The sequence below is a fragment of the Brevibacillus antibioticus genome (assembly GCF_005217615.1).
Taxonomy (GTDB): Bacteria; Bacillota; Bacilli; order Brevibacillales; family Brevibacillaceae; genus Brevibacillus; species Brevibacillus antibioticus.
Genome location: NZ_SZNK01000001.1, coordinates 3,152,541 through 3,167,350 on the forward strand (window position 1 = coordinate 3,152,541; position 14,810 = coordinate 3,167,350).

A 14,810-nucleotide genomic window follows, 5' to 3' on the forward strand; every position below is an offset into this window, starting at 1 on the left:
ACTATTGCCATTTACGAGGCTTATTATACGTGACCGAATTTTTTTCTCCTACTTCGCAGCCTCTGTTGCTTCTTTGGCTTTGCTCTGGTCCACAATAAATTGTCCCTTCCAGTTGCCCTTTGTTTTGCCGATCCGGTTCACATCGATATTTAAGGTGAGTGGTTGTGGTAGCTTGGATTCAAGCGTGGAGAAGGCAAGAACGCCCTCTGGCTTGTCATGATCAGCTATTCCCACCTCTACTTCCTTACCGGACTCGTCTGTTAAGTAGAAAGGTAAATTATTCTCTTTGGTCCCGATAAAGTTTAGGACACTTGTACCTTCCAAGCCTTTTTCCTGGTACACAGGATTGCCATTTGCTTCGCCTACCACATCTAAACCTGTCGTATCGAATTCGAAAGGCACCAGTTCTCCATTTTGTTGTTCAATGCGATAGTGCAGCAGAACTTTGCTATCCTCCGCATACACTTCCGTAAAATGAATCGTAATCCCCTGATCGGTAATTTTTTGATCGATCGGAATAGACAACCCTTTTGCCGCTGCTCGCTTAACCTCTTCACCCACCAAACTGTTCAAGTCTTTTGGATTGTCTGCAAAATAAGAGGTTCCATTTAAAGCCGCATATACTCCAGTCGGCAGTATAATAGCAGCAACTAATCCCATCATAACTAATTTTTTCTTCATCGTTACAGTCTCCTTTTTTTCGTGATAGCGAAGAAAGGACTGCCTGACTCGCTGGTCGAGTTCATCAGGGATCGTGGTTTCGTCCATTTGTTTGGTGAGTGACTGTTTTACGATTTTTTCGATAGACATGTTTGGAGTTCCTCCTCATTCCATTCGACGTCAATCCACTCTCGGATTCGCTTTAATGCCAGATGATTTCTCGATTTTGCTGTCCCCACTGGTATTTGCAGCAGTTCAGCAATCTGACCGTACGTATAATCGTAGTAATACCGATAAATCACGACGATGCGCAGCTTGAACGGCAGCTTTTGGATTGCTTGCTGCATCTCTGTGGCAGACTCCATCGCAAGCATTGGCTCATCCGGCGTTTCGACATGTTGCTTTTCTTCCAAGCTCTGTTTTCGTTCTAACAGACGGAATCTTCTCCAAATCTGTCTACGCCAGTTTTTCACCTGTCTAATGACAATCCCATTCACCCAGAAGAGAAACGGGCGCTTGCGATCATAGGCAGGCAGTGATCTCCATAGCTGATAGTAGATTTCGCTTACAATATCATGAACATCTTCTTTATTCGTGACCATGGCTGCTACGGTACCGTAAATTTTTGTCCGTGTCATGCTGTAGACCACCTCAAAAGCTTCTTGATCTCCATCAAGCAAACGGTCCAGCCACAGTTCTAGCATTTGATCATTCATCGGAGGGCCCCCTGAAATTGTATACACGTTGTATTGGCTCTCTCGTTCAATATGGTTCACTACTTTATGAAAAAAACCTCTCCAAACGCTTCTACGTGCGTTTAGAGAGGTTTTCTTGTATGAATCAATGGTATTTGTTATAGAATTAAATGCGCACCACAGTGGCCTTGCTGACAAGGTCACGCGGGATGCGGTTCTTCGTATCGAAAAGGATCGGCGCGTCAGCCATCTTTTCAGCAACATTGGCCCAATCTGCCTCGGCAAATTCCTTTTGCACAGCAGTCAGGAACAACGCATCTGCTCCATTCACTGCTTTGTCCAGACTATCAACCTTGTGATCATACACAGTCGGAACAGCCGGATCGTAGGAACGAACGTCTACTCCTTTTGCCATGAGCACCTTGATCAGGTCGTGGACAGGGCTTACGCGGTCATCATTGGAAAAGTCTTTCATCGCCATTCCCAATACAGCTACACGGCTTCCTGCCAATGTCTTGCCATTATTCTTCAAGGCTTGCTCGAGCATGCCGATCAACACATCAGGTACCGCATCATTCGTGTTGCGAGCCAGTTGCAGAATCGGCAGGTTTACATCCAATTCACGCGCCTTAGGCTGCAAGTAGTACAGTGCATTCGGCAAGCAGAAGCCGCCTACACCCGGTCCTGGCGATAACAGGTTTACACGCGTGTGCGTATTAGCAACCTTGATCAGCTCGAACGTATCGATGCCGAACGCCTCGGAGAAACGAGCAAATTCCTGTACCATCGCGATGTTCACATCACGCTGGATATTCTCGATGACCTTTGCTGTCTCGACTACACGGATATCCGTGATCGTGATGTCCGTCTCGCTGATGAAGGCCAACAACTCTTTCCCTTTTTCAGCGCTTTGTTCATTGATACCACCCAAAACGAGCGGCATATGGATGAACTCTTCAAAAGCACGCCCCTCTGCAATTCGCTCTGAGCAGTATGTCAGGTAGAAATCAACACCCGCAACAAGACCGCTTGTTTCCTCCAAAATCGGCAGAATCACATCTTCTGTCGTTCCAGGTACGACGGTACTGCGAATCATGATGGTATCGCCTTTTTTCAGTACGCGACCGAGCGATTGTGCACAGCTTTTCAGCGGTCCAAGATCAGGATCGCCGTTATGAACAGGCAATCCGACTGTTACAATATAGTTATGGACTTCCGCAGCCGCTTCCTCGTAGGAAGACGTTGCACGGAAACGTTTTGCTTCAATCTGCTCTTTGAGGATCTCTGGCAACGTTTTTCCCTGATAGGACTCCAGGTGATGGGAGTGTGCCGCATTGATCTCATCGACGACATGCGGTACGACGTCAATACCGATGACGTTTGCTCCTTTCATGGCATAGGTAAGCGCCAACGGCAAGCCTACAAACCCCAATCCCACAACAGCTACGCTTACAGGTTGAGTCATTGCGTATCTCCTCTTTCACATTTTCCAAGTAAGGTCCATATGACTGTAGAAATCACACGGCCCACTTGCGTATATTTTTAGGACAGGTAGTAAACACCTGCAGCGATAAAAAGCACACACAATCCGATGAGGACCTTGTACAACGTTTCCAAGGCTGTTCCTCCCCCATACAATCTTGGCTTGTCCTCTTTTTCGTAAAAAGGACGTTGATTGGGCAGAATAGTTTGGTACTCTTTCGCCAAATCAAATTATACTCTCGTTTGAAATATCGTTCAACCCGTCTAACGAGGTAAGGATGCCCCGATGATATACGAAAAACCGATGGACAGGACCATTGCAATAAAACCAATGGCCCTGTTATCTTTTGCAATTTCCTGATCGACATTAAAGGTAGGGGTCATGAATTCAAAAATGAAGTAAGCAGACAGCAACAGGAAAAATCCGAATGTCGCCCAAATCAGCGCTTCGCCCAAAGACAAATGTGCCTGAATAGAATAACGGAAAATGTTCGCGATCCCAAAAATTTTCCCGCCTGTTGCCATTGCTACTGCCATGTTCCCACGCTTCAGTTCTTCCCAAACACGATAACGCGTCACCAGTTCAAAAATGGCTAAGAATAAAACCATCGCCAGTCCAGACACAGTAAAATAAGCTGCAGTTGCAAAATATGGATTGTGTAGAAGGCTTTCCATATGTCCCTCCCGACCTCTTATTTTAATTCGGCAATGGTAGCACCTACGCCGCCTTCTCCTTGACCACCTAAGCGGAAGGATTTTACATTACGATGACTTCTCAAATACTCGTGCACGCCTTTGCGCAGTACCCCCGTCCCGTGTCCGTGAATAATGGAGACCGAGTGCAAGCCTGCCAACAGCGCATCATCTAAAAACTGATCAATTTCCCGAATGCTGTCCTCGACGTTGTAGCCGCGCAAGTCGAGATCCATCTTGATATTGTCACTGCGACGCTTCACAGAGGTGTACGGAGCCGCTTGCGGTTTTTGCTGGATGGAGTTTTGTACATGCATATCATCGCGTTTTACTTTCATTTTCATGATCCCGATCTGCACGAGGAATTCTTCATTGTTTACCTTTTCCAGCACGGTTCCTTTTTGTCCGAAGCTCGTCACCATTACCTCGTCGCCCACCTTGATCTGTGTGGCACGAACGGCTTTTGCCGGCTTCTTCACCTTTTCCTTCTCCAGCTCAAGGACGGCATTACCCAAGCGCTTCTTCGCATCGATGAGACGATGCTCCTTGATTTCCATGCCTTCTGCCATCATCTCGCGCAGCTCGCGAATGATCGTTTCCGCTTCTTCTTTTGCGAGTTGGACGGCAATTCGCGCTTCGTCTTCTGCTCGCTCCATTCGTTTGTTTTTCTCTTCAGCAAATTGGGCACGCTCTTCTTCGAGCTGTCTACGCTGCTCTTCCGCTTCCTCGCGTGCCGCTTTTGCCGCCAACCTGTCTGCTTCCGCCGACTTGCGATTACGCTCCAATGAAGCGATCATGCTCTCGACCTGATTGTCTTCCTCACTGATCGAGCCACGCGCTACATCAATAATGTGTTCCGGCAATCCCAAGCGTCTTGCGATGGCAAATGCGTTGGATCTGCCAGGAATTCCGATGAGCAAGCGATAAGTAGGACGCAACGTTTGTACGTCAAATTCTACGCTGGCGTTGATGACCTCGGGTCTATCATAGGCATACGCCTTCAATTCACTGTAGTGGGTCGTTGCAACCAATCTCGCACCGGAATCAATCACATGGTCGATGATGGACATGGCCAGAGCAGCACCCTCTGTCGGGTCTGTTCCTGCGCCTAGCTCGTCAAACAATACCAAACTCTTGTCGTCCATTTTCGCCAAGATTTGAATAATATTGGTCATATGGCTCGAGAATGTAGACAGGCTCTGCTCGATGGATTGCTCATCCCCGATATCAGCAAAGACGGAGGAGAATACAGTCATCTCGCTCTCTTCCTCTGCCGGAATATGCAAGCCTGCCATCGTCATCAAGGACAGCAGTCCGATTGTTTTGAGGGAAACGGTTTTCCCCCCTGTATTCGGACCTGTCACAACAATCGCCTGATACTCTCCACCTAGCTCCACATCTACGGGAACGACAACTTCTCGTGGAATGAGTGGATGACGCGCTTTTCGCATGTTTACGTATCCACGATCATTGATGCGTGGACAAATCGCCTTCATGCTCCAGGCAAGCTGAGCCTTGGCAAACATAAAATCAAGCTCTGTCAGTGCTTCTGTATTCTCGACCAAAGCCTCTACCGCAAAGGATACTTGCTCCGTCAGCACATAAAGAATGCGCTCCACTTCACGTTCCTCGCGCAAGCGAAGCTCCCGAAGCTTGTTGTTCATCTCGACGATTACTTCCGGCTCGATAAAGAGCGTCGCCCCAGATGCCGACTGATCGTGAACAATTCCGCCAAAGACAGAACGATACTCCTGCTTCACCGGAATGACAAAACGATCGCCACGAATCGTAACGATGTTTTCCATTAGCATTTTTTGGTAAGTGGACGAGCGTGTCATTTGATCGAGCTTCTCGCGAATGCGCGACTCGAGTTGTCTGATCTCTTGACGTACCTGACGCAATTCAAGACTCGCGCTGTCTAAAATATCGCCGTTTTCATCTACACAGCGGCGAATTTCGGTTTCCAACTCACGCAGGCCCTCAATCCGCTCTGCCTGCTGTTGCAATAAGGGCAGTTGGTGATCCTCACACATATCGAGCAAAAACGTTTTGAGCCTGCGTCCGGCCATAATGGTGCTGGCGATATCCAGCAATTCCATCGGGGCGAGCACGGCGTTCAATCTGGCGCGCTGTACGGGACCGCGGATATCGCGAATGCCACCGAGAGGCACGCTTCCTTTTAAACGTAACACAGTTGCTGCTTGTTCTGTCCCTTGCTGAGCGGTTATGACTTCATCCAAGCGTAAAAAAGGAATCAGCTCTGATGCTTTTTCTTTTCCATATGTGCAAGATGCCTTGTCAATCAACAGGGCGACTATTTTATCGTATTCTAATGTCTTTAAAACCCGTTGTTCCACTGTGCTCCTCCTTCTTTCTCCAGCGGCGACCGTTGTACCGTGCGGGCGGGAGCGACGGTCTATACCGGCAATCATTACGATATCTCCCCATTATAGCATGGCAACGGAGCTTAGAAAACTTGGGCACCGGATAGCTCTTACAGGCACAACCGGTGAAGGATAAATTTACACGTTTTCGCTTGGCATAGTTCCACTCTTTGCGTGAGAGAATGAAAGGTGAAACAACCCTAAAGGAGGAGTACACTTGACGATCATGCGCCATATCGTCCGCTTTATCGTCGCTGCCGTAGTCCTGATGTTTGTCGGCTTTCTGGTCCCCGGCTTTTCGGTTAGCAGTTTTTGGACAGCTCTGCTCGCGGCCGTTGTTATCGCACTGATTGGCTGGGCCGTAGAAGCCATTTTCGGAGATCGCATTTCGCCGTACAATCGGGGTATTATCGGCTTCTTGGTCAGTGCCGTCGTGATTTATCTCACACAGTTTATCGTCTCTGGCTTCCGCGTAACGATTCTTGGTGCACTTCTGGCTTCCTTGGTGATCGGGATCATCGACTTGTTTATCCCGATCAAAACCCATATGGATTTGCGCAATGGAGATGCCAGAAACAGGCAGGAGACCTAGGCAGAATACGCCAAAGAGCCATCCCATCAAAGACGGGGTGGCTCTTCTCATTTTAACCACAACGTGAAAAGAGAGGCATTTCGCCCCTCTTTTCCTTAATCTATCGGTTTAGCCTTTGCCTCTTCCTGAATGATTTTCAGCAGTTCTTCGTACTCCTGACGCAAGCGGAAGTATTCATCCGCGATATTGACTGCAGAAAGTACGGCAATTTTGGCAGTATCCAGTCGATGGTTGCCGTTTGCGATTTCGTTCATCTTGTCATCAACGAAACCGGCCACCATGCGTATGTGATTGACACTTGCCTTGCCACTGAGCCGGTATTGTTGGCCAAAGATGTCCACCGTCAAACGATTTTTCCCATCACCTTGCACGAGAGGTACCCCCCTACTGCGACCTTTGCTCTACATTATCCTTTTTTAGGTTACTGAAAATGTCAGATTTCGTCAAGCAATCTTACATGCGCAGTTCAGCACCTGTGTTGTTTTTCAAGGCTTCGATGACAGCAGTAGTCACTTGTTGAATCTCTTCGTCCTGCAAGGTACGCTCTGCGTGACGGAATACGAGGGCAAATGCCATGCTCTTCTTATCTTGGGCAATGCGCTCACCCATGTATACATCAAACAGGGTTACGGACTCGAGCAGCTCACCTGCTGCTTCACGAATCGTTGCTTCCAATGCACCAGCAGCTACACTGCGATCGACAACGAGAGCCAAGTCACGCGTTACCGCTGGGGATTTCGGCAGCTGATTGTAATGTCCTACCTCGGCAGCTACATCAATCAAAGCAGCAACATCAAACTGGAATACGTACGTTTCGGACAGATCATACGCTTTTTCTGTGCCCGGGTGAACCTGACCCAGATAACCCAGACGCTTTTCTCCTACCCAGACTTCTGCGGTACGTCCCGGGTGCATACCTGCGATGTCCTGGACAGCTTTGTACTCGGCAGCTTGGATACCCAAACGCGCGAAGAGTGAATCCACAATTCCTTTGGTTTGGAAGAAATCAACAGGCTGCTTAGCGCCCATCCAGTTTTGTGCGAGCAGTTGTCCAGTCAATGCACCTGCTACATACAGACGCTCTTCCGGAAGCTGCGTGAGTGTTTCTTCTTTCGTCAAGAACACACGGCCCAATTCGAAAATCGCAACATCGTGGTTTTGGCGGTTTTTATTGTAAGAGACTGTTTCCAAGAGGCTAGGAATCAAGCTTGTGCGCAGAACGCTATGATCTTCACTCATTGGCATCATGAGCGCAACAAGGTTTACTTTTTCCTGATGCAGACCCGCTACTGCCTCGACACGATCTGGATGAACCAGTGCATAAGAAATCGCTTCATTCATACCAGTACCGATCAGGTGATGACGGATGGTACGACGCAATTGCTGTTCTTTTGTCAACTGTCCTTGTGTGTTCGAACCAGAAGGCAAGCTGGTCGGAATGTTGTCGTAGCCGTACAGACGTGCAACCTCTTCCACCAAATCCTCTGGTAGCGTAATGTCGCCACGTCTCGTTGGAACGGTTACCGTCCATTTTTCACCCGCTACTTCATACGGGAATTGCAGACGCTCGAAAATCGGCGATACATCAGAAGCCGACATATCGGTTCCGAGATGCTGATTGATTTTTGCAAGCGTAACGGAAACAACATTAGGCGTAGCTTCGCTTACAACAGCAGAGCTGATTCCTTTGGATACCGTTGCCCCAGACAATTGCTGAATCAGCGCAGCGGCGCGCTCTCCCGCTTCCTGTACACGTGCTTGGTCAACGCCTTTTTCCCAACGTACGCAGCCTTCTGTACGCATGCCGAGCATCCGAGCTGTGCGACGCACTGTTTTTGGCGTGAACCAAGCTGCTTCAAGAATAATTTCGCTCGTATCGCCTGTAATTTCGGAGTTCGCTCCGCCCATTACACCTGCGATTGCCAAGCCTTTGGTCTGGTCGGCAATCAGCAAGGTTTGCTCATCCAGCGTGCGCTCTTGATCGTCCAAAGTCACGAGCTTTTCACCCTCGTTTGCCAGTCGAACGACAATAGAGCGATCAGCTACCTGTGTCGCGTCGAAAGCATGCAGCGGCTGACCGTACTCAAGCAGGACGTAGTTGGTCACGTCTACTACGTTATTAATCGGACGAATTCCCGCTGCCATCAGACGATTTTTCATCCATTGCGGAGATGTCGCGATTTTGGCGTTGGTGAAGTGACGACCATGGTATTGATAGCTTTCATTCGTCGCTTCGATTTTGACTTGAATCGGGTTGTTGCCACCGTTTTCGGTCAGCTCGATTTGCGGGAATACCACTTCTTTGCCCAAGATAGCGGCTACCTCGTAAGCAACCCCCAGCATGCTCAAGCAATCCGAACGGTTCGGAGTCAGTCCCAACTCCAGCACATAGTCATCCAAGCCGAGGTACGAAATAGCATCCATTCCGATTTCCGCATCCGCTGGCAAGACCATAATGCCTTCTTGCTGATCTTTTGCCAGAAGCTTGTCGTTTAAGCCCAATTCTTTTGCCGAGCAGATCATCCCTTGGGATTCTACACCGCGCAGCTTGGAACGCTTGATGTTCAGACCATCTGGGAGCTTCGCACCGATCAGGGCAACGAGAACTTTTTGTCCCTTGTCTACGTTCGCTGCTCCACAAACGATTTGCAGGTCTTCTCCTTGTCCTGCATCAACGACGCATACGTTGAGACGGTCTGCATCTGGGTGCTTGCTGCGTTCTTTTACATAACCGATCACAACACCGGATACACCTGCGTTGCGCGATTCAACTGCGTCTACTTCAATCCCGCTGCGAGTCAGCTTTTCAGCCAGCTCCTGGGGCGTCGTTCCACTCAGATCGACGTATTCAGATAACCATTGGTATGATACCTTCATCTTTGCCTCTCCTCTCTAGCCTCGATTGAACTGACGCAGAAAACGAACGTCGTTGGTATAAAAATGGCGGATGTCTTCCACCGCGTATTTGAGCATTGCAATTCGTTCCACACCCATACCGAATGCAAAGCCGCTGACTTCCTCAGGGTTGTAGCCAGCCATTTCCAGTACGCGCGGGTGTACCATACCAGCACCCAAAATCTCGATCCAGCCTGTTTGCTTACATACACGGCAACCGTGACCACCGCAGTTGAAGCATTGCAGGTCTACTTCTACGGAAGGCTCCGTGAACGGGAAGAAGCTTGGGCGCAGACGAATTTGTTGGTTTTCCCCGAACATTTGACGAGCAAACGTCAAGAGGGTACCTTTCAAGTCACTCATCCCAATCTTTTTATCAATCACGAGACCCTCGATCTGCGTGAATTGGTGGGAGTGTGTCGCATCGTCATCATCACGACGATACACTTTACCCGGACAAATCATTTTAAGTGGGGTCTTGCCTTCTTTTTTCAGCATCGTACGTGCTTGCACAGGAGATGTCTGCGTACGGAGCAGTAGCTCTTCTGTGACGTAGAACGTATCTTGCATATCGCGCGCCGGATGATCTTTCGGCAGGTTCAGCATCTCGAAGTTGAAGTGGTCCATTTCAACCTCGGGACCTTCTGCCACCTCAAAACCCAGCCCGATGAAAATGTCTTCGATCTCTTCAATGATCCGAGAAAGCGGGTGCATGGTGCCTGCTGGAACTGGACGTCCTGGCAGTGTCACATCGATCGTTTGAGAAGAAAGCTTGGCAAAGAGAGCGGCTTCTTCAAAAGCTTTTTGTTTGCCAAAGAACGCTGCCTCCAGCGCTTCCCTTACTTCATTCACCAGCTGACCGACAACTGGACGCTCTTCTGGGGACAGGCCGCCCATTCCGCGCAGCAGTTCTGTCAACTCGCCCTTTTTCCCCAGGTATTTGACGCGCAAATCCTGAAGTTGTGCGGCTTCCGTCACTTGGCTGATTTGGCCCAATGCGGACTCTTTCATTTCTTGCAACCGAGTTTGCACTTCGAATCGCTCCTTTTTCATTTGTTAAAATAACCTCTATCGAGGCCTTCTCATGGATGAGCGACCGCGTCTTAGCGGAAATTTATTATGCGCTCCGGAAAGTTTAAGCACAGTCGCTTTTTCACACTGTGAAGCACTTAAACTTTCCTCCACGTAAAAAAAAGAAAAACCCGCCCCAGAAAAGGGACGAGTTACTTTTTTCTCGCGGTACCACCCTTGTTAGACAATTCGCTTCCACCCTGTGACAAATCCATGACAATATCACTAGTGGAAAGAAACATTTGTCTCACTTCAGATCATTGGTAACGGGTATGACCCGGCTGCTCCTACTGCGCGAAAAGCGGTTCAGAGTGCGGCTTTGGAGTGAATTCGGCAGCTATCATGTTAAAGATGCTCGCAGTCTGTGACATCTTCTCCCTGAAAAAACAGATAGGTCCTGCGTACTAGTCTCCGTCATCGCTTTACGTTATAATTGTGACGTAAGGAAAATTATAGCGCAACAAGAGAGAACTTTCAATTCTACAAATGTTACATATCAAGCGAGTGTTTTCATGTATATGTTACCCATTCGAAAGGGGATTTTGACATGATAGACAATGTTTCCGCCCTTTACGATAAGACAATCAACTGCCGTCATTGCCAAGCGACCTTTTCGACCAAACGGATCAGAAGCGGCACGTTGACGATGCTTCATCGCGACAGCGATTTTTATACCATTTTTAAAGAGCAATCTTTAAATCCCATTATATATACCGTCAATGTCTGCCCTGAATGCGGCTTTGCTTTTACGGATCAATTCCGGAACACGCTCGCCCCCTGGCAAAAGCAGATTGTGGATGAACAAATCTCCTCGAAATGGAAGCCAAAAGATTTTGGCAAGGTCCGACATGTACCAGAAGCCATTGTCAGCTACAAGCTGGCCATTTACGCTGCTGAAATAACAGATCAGCCCCATTCCGTAAAAGCGGGTCTGTATTTGCGCCTTGCATGGCTTTATCGATTCGAGAAAATTGTCGCGGAAGAAATGCGCTTTATCGATATGGCCGTGGAAGAATATGAACAATCGTATATTCATTCTGACTATACACGCGGCGACAAAGAAATGACCGAAGTCCGCTTGCTATACTTGATTGGTGAGCTCTATCGCAGGCTCGAAAAGTTTGACTTAGCCATCAAGTATTTCGGCAAGGCACTGGCTTTTCGCAACCACACCATTGAGAGCGGCATTATCCGTATGGCGCAAGATCAATGGCAACTCGCGCGTGAAGAGTATAAAGAGAAAAAGAGCGAGCAAAAGATCGGCTAGACATGCCGATCTTTTCTTTTGCGTTGTGCCTCATAGACAAAAATTCCTGCCGCGACTGCCGCATTCAGTGACTCCGCACCGCCGTAAAGCGGAATGTGGACGAATTGATCGGCTTTGGCAAACATCTCTTTGGAGACGCCTCTTCCTTCATTGCCGATGACCAGTGCCGTCAGACCAGCATAATCAGCCTCGTCATAGGAGACACTGTTTTGCTCCAACGAAGAGATGAGAACTCTCCCTCCCTTTACCTTCCATTCATCTGCCGTGTCAACTAACGATTGTGTAAAGACTGGGATGCGGAACAGTGCCCCCATTGTTGCCCGTACCACTTTTCCATTGTAAATATCGACACTGCCACTCCCAAGTACGACACCGTCGACTGCTGCCGCTTCTGCTGTGCGCAAAATCGTGCCGAGGTTGCCCGGGTCTTGTATTTCGTCCAAAAAGAGAAGCAACAAGCTTCCTTGTTCCTCTCTCTTTTTATCTACCCATTTTGCCCAATCTGCTGCTGTTTTTTTCACTTCGGCCACAATTCCTTGCGGTGACTTCGTTTCGGACAGCTTCGCCAGCACTGCCTCTGATGCAGCAATGACCTGAACAGCTTCCGGATGATGAGCCAGAGCACGTTGGCAGGCAGGGTCCATGTCACGCTGCTGATCGTAAATAACCGTGACTACCTCCGCCCCGCTTTTTAACGCCTCCTCTACCAGATGCGCCCCTTCCACGAGAAAACGCTGCTGCTCTTCCCGTCCTTTCCGTGACAGCAACTGGTGCAATCGCTTAACCAGAGGGTTTTGAACCGAAGTAATGATTTCATTTGTCATAAACCTATGCCCGCTCCTCAAATTCGCGTAAGTCTTTGTTGTTCCCGATCACCACAAGCACGTCGCCGTATTGGATGACTTCATCCGGGCTAGGAGCGATGTTGAATTTATCTCCGCTTTTGATGGCAATCACGTTGACCTCATATTTTTTCCGAATATCCAGTTGCCGCAAGTTTTGACCGACCAGCTTGGACGACACGACTACCTCCGCCACGCTGTAGTCCTCTGCCAGCTCGATAAAGTCAAGTACGTTAGAAGAGATCAGATTGTGCGCGACCCGAACTCCCATGTCACGCTCAGGGAATACGACACGGTCAGCTCCCACCTTGTACAATACTTGTCCATGACGCTCATTCTGTGCTTTTGCCACGATCTTCTTGACACCCAAGTCTTTCAGCGTCAATACCGTCAGGATGCTCGCCTGAATATCGACCCCAATGGCCACGACGACTACGTCAAAATTGCGGATGCCGATTTCCTTCAAGGCGCGCTCATCCGTAGAATCAGCTGCTACCGCATGCGTTACATACTGAATATTTTCGTTAATACGCTCCTCGTTCTCATCTATACCCATCACTTCATAATCCATTTCGTACAACGTTCTCGCCACGCTAGAACCAAAACGTCCCATCCCGATAATGGCAAATTGCTTGGACATGTTAATCTTCTCCTTTACGGAACTTACCAATAACAAGCATTATAGCACAACCAAAACATCCCCCACAAAATGGTCATGAACGTTTTGTACGAAAAGCATGGTATGCACAAATCAGCGTTTACAAATACTATTTCTTGAATTCATTCTCACAAGCGAGGTGCAAGCACGGTCATGAATATTGCCTCACTCAATTTACGTCAAGCGATCATGTACAAAATGCAGGGCTCAGATCCAAACGCAGTGGAAGAGACCATCAGTGATGCCATCTCGAGCGGTCAGGAGAAGACGCTCCCGGGTTTAGGCGTTTTGTTTGAAGTGCTGTGGCAAAATAGCGATGCTTCCTCACGTCAATCCATGATTACGACGATCGCGGAACACTTGCCTGAGCAAGCCGAAAAGCCGATCTAACCATTTCTTCTTCGAACAAACATGCTACAAAGGGAGGGGCTCCTATGCCCCTCCCTTTTCATTTTTCATTGTTCACTTCTCGACCTTTGTTGAACTGATTGCGTATGAATTGGGTGATTGCCAGCAAGATAGGGATGATAATGGTGATCAAAAATCCTACTTTGGTCAAATGCTGGGTAAAAGAAAACAGCTCCACGATATTTTGCGGTACTAATGTGAGGAAAAAAAGGGGCACCATGATCACAATCGCGGTGATTTGTTGAAAACGAATGCCTTTGTGAAACCAGCGCCGCAGTGAAAAAATCGTCGCGTAAAGCATATTCCCGATCGTTGTAAATACGGAAGCAACCCAAATCGCAAGAAAGGCGGACTCAAAACGCTCCAAAAACCAGCCGGCTCTCTGCGTTACCTTGACCAGTTCTAGTGTAGGCCAAACCAACCTCTGCAATTCTTCATAGCCAAATACAGTAATGCCCGCGACAACTGTAATCACATACACGACAAGAGCAAAGCTCATACCTGTCATGCTAGCCACCCCTAGCCTTGCTCCAGGAATAGCGAAGGCAAAGTAAACCATTAACAACTCATACCCGGTATAGAGCGTATACGTATTGAACCCCGTTTTCATGACATTTTTCCATGACTCTAATTGGAATGGCAATAAATTGTGCCAGTCTGCGTTCATGAAGGAGACGAGCGGAATCAAGAGAGACGGAAACAGGAGGAAAGGAATCAATAGCTCATTTATCCTTGCCACAACCTCAATCTCATGACAACAAAGAAACATGACCAACAATAGCAACGTAATGATAATTACTTCCAATGGCGTTTGCGGTAATACAGAGGTCACGACGACTTCCCCAAACAATCTGACTGTAGTTCCCGCGTTAAGGAACTGATAGAGAATGAAAAGAAACACACACAGGGTACCGATGGCACCACCAAAAATCCTCGGCATATATTCGACAAAGGTAAGGCCAGGAAACTGGTTGCCTAAATAAACGATTGCCGCCACTGCCACGGATGCTATCAAAGCACTTGTTATGGGTCCCAACCACCCCGTTTGATGAAGAAGTTCGGTTGCCGTTCTCGGGATGATTAGGATACCCACCCCGATCATCGAACTGAGCATAATGCTTGTCAGTTGCCAGGTACCAAAATTACGTTGCTGATTTTCCACA

General features: G+C 48.3%; 14 protein-coding genes. 3 read left to right on the plus strand and 11 right to left on the minus strand.

From position 1 onward, the window contains the following. Window positions 1-48: 48 nt before the first annotated feature. From E8L90_RS14675 to E8L90_RS14695, 5 genes are all read right to left on the minus strand, one after another. On the minus strand, window positions 49-810 hold the full coding sequence (locus E8L90_RS14675) for a DUF4179 domain-containing protein (protein WP_137030031.1): 762 nt from the start codon (window positions 808-810) through the stop codon (window positions 49-51). Then, complete coding sequence (locus E8L90_RS14680) at window positions 789-1,376, minus strand: sigma-70 family RNA polymerase sigma factor (RefSeq protein WP_137030032.1); 588 nt, start codon at window positions 1,374-1,376, stop codon at window positions 789-791. Before E8L90_RS14680 ends, E8L90_RS14675 begins: the two co-directional genes overlap by 22 nt. A 145-nt stretch (window positions 1,377-1,521) precedes the next feature. Beyond that, window positions 1,522-2,820, minus strand: coding sequence for a nucleotide sugar dehydrogenase (locus tag E8L90_RS14685; RefSeq protein ID WP_137030033.1), 1,299 nt, complete (start codon window positions 2,818-2,820; stop codon window positions 1,522-1,524). 281 nt (window positions 2,821-3,101) lie between these two features. Continuing rightward, window positions 3,102-3,512, minus strand: a complete 411-nt coding sequence (locus tag E8L90_RS14690) for a DUF350 domain-containing protein (protein ID WP_007728502.1) — start codon at window positions 3,510-3,512, stop codon at window positions 3,102-3,104. A gap of 17 nt (window positions 3,513-3,529) precedes the next feature. Further along, window positions 3,530-5,887 carry an endonuclease MutS2 gene (locus E8L90_RS14695; protein WP_137030034.1) on the minus strand — a complete coding sequence of 786 codons (2,358 nt, stop codon included), beginning with the start codon at window positions 5,885-5,887 and terminating at the stop codon, window positions 3,530-3,532. 244 nt (window positions 5,888-6,131) lie between these two features. Here E8L90_RS14695 and E8L90_RS14700 point away from each other — a divergent pair, with 244 nt between their 5' ends. Beyond that, the gene (locus E8L90_RS14700; RefSeq protein ID WP_137030035.1) at window positions 6,132-6,506 is read left to right on the plus strand and encodes a phage holin family protein; all 375 of its coding nucleotides are present in this window, start codon (window positions 6,132-6,134) and stop codon (window positions 6,504-6,506) included. A gap of 95 nt (window positions 6,507-6,601) precedes the next feature. Here the strand turns inward: E8L90_RS14700 and zapA are convergent, their stop codons facing one another. The 3 genes from zapA to pheS all read right to left on the minus strand — a co-directional run bounded on the left by zapA (window position 6,602) and on the right by pheS (window position 10,433). Next, complete coding sequence (gene zapA / locus E8L90_RS14705; protein WP_007728510.1) at window positions 6,602-6,877, minus strand: cell division protein ZapA; 276 nt, start codon at window positions 6,875-6,877, stop codon at window positions 6,602-6,604. Between the two features lie 82 nt (window positions 6,878-6,959). Continuing rightward, the gene (gene pheT, locus E8L90_RS14710) at window positions 6,960-9,383 is read right to left on the minus strand and encodes a phenylalanine--tRNA ligase subunit beta (RefSeq protein WP_137030036.1); all 2,424 of its coding nucleotides are present in this window, start codon (window positions 9,381-9,383) and stop codon (window positions 6,960-6,962) included. Between the two features lie 15 nt (window positions 9,384-9,398). After that, window positions 9,399-10,433 carry a phenylalanine--tRNA ligase subunit alpha gene (gene pheS / locus E8L90_RS14715; RefSeq protein WP_137030037.1) on the minus strand — a complete coding sequence of 345 codons (1,035 nt, stop codon included), beginning with the start codon at window positions 10,431-10,433 and terminating at the stop codon, window positions 9,399-9,401. A 586-nt stretch (window positions 10,434-11,019) separates the two neighbouring features. On the opposite strand from pheS, the gene E8L90_RS14720 reads away from it, so the two are divergent. Then, window positions 11,020-11,739 carry a DUF2225 domain-containing protein gene (locus E8L90_RS14720; protein WP_137030038.1) on the plus strand — a complete coding sequence of 240 codons (720 nt, stop codon included), beginning with the start codon at window positions 11,020-11,022 and terminating at the stop codon, window positions 11,737-11,739. Here the strand turns inward: E8L90_RS14720 and E8L90_RS14725 are convergent. Both E8L90_RS14725 and E8L90_RS14730 read right to left on the minus strand, forming a co-directional pair. Beyond that, complete coding sequence (locus E8L90_RS14725) at window positions 11,736-12,563, minus strand: TrmH family RNA methyltransferase (RefSeq protein WP_137030039.1); 828 nt, start codon at window positions 12,561-12,563, stop codon at window positions 11,736-11,738. The two genes, E8L90_RS14720 and E8L90_RS14725, sit on opposite strands and share 4 nt — an antisense overlap. A gap of 4 nt (window positions 12,564-12,567) precedes the next feature. Then, on the minus strand, window positions 12,568-13,221 hold the full coding sequence (locus E8L90_RS14730) for a potassium channel family protein (RefSeq protein WP_007728524.1): 654 nt from the start codon (window positions 13,219-13,221) through the stop codon (window positions 12,568-12,570). A 171-nt stretch (window positions 13,222-13,392) separates the two neighbouring features. Between E8L90_RS14730 and sspI the strand changes: the two genes are divergently transcribed. After that, a complete protein-coding gene (sspI, locus tag E8L90_RS14735; RefSeq protein ID WP_007728525.1) occupies window positions 13,393-13,629 on the plus strand; it encodes a small acid-soluble spore protein SspI in 237 nt (78 codons plus the stop codon). A gap of 58 nt (window positions 13,630-13,687) precedes the next feature. Here the strand turns inward: sspI and E8L90_RS14740 are convergent, their stop codons facing one another. Next, on the minus strand, window positions 13,688-14,809 hold the full coding sequence (locus E8L90_RS14740; RefSeq protein WP_137030040.1) for a GerAB/ArcD/ProY family transporter: 1,122 nt from the start codon (window positions 14,807-14,809) through the stop codon (window positions 13,688-13,690). Window position 14,810 lies beyond the last annotated feature (1 nt).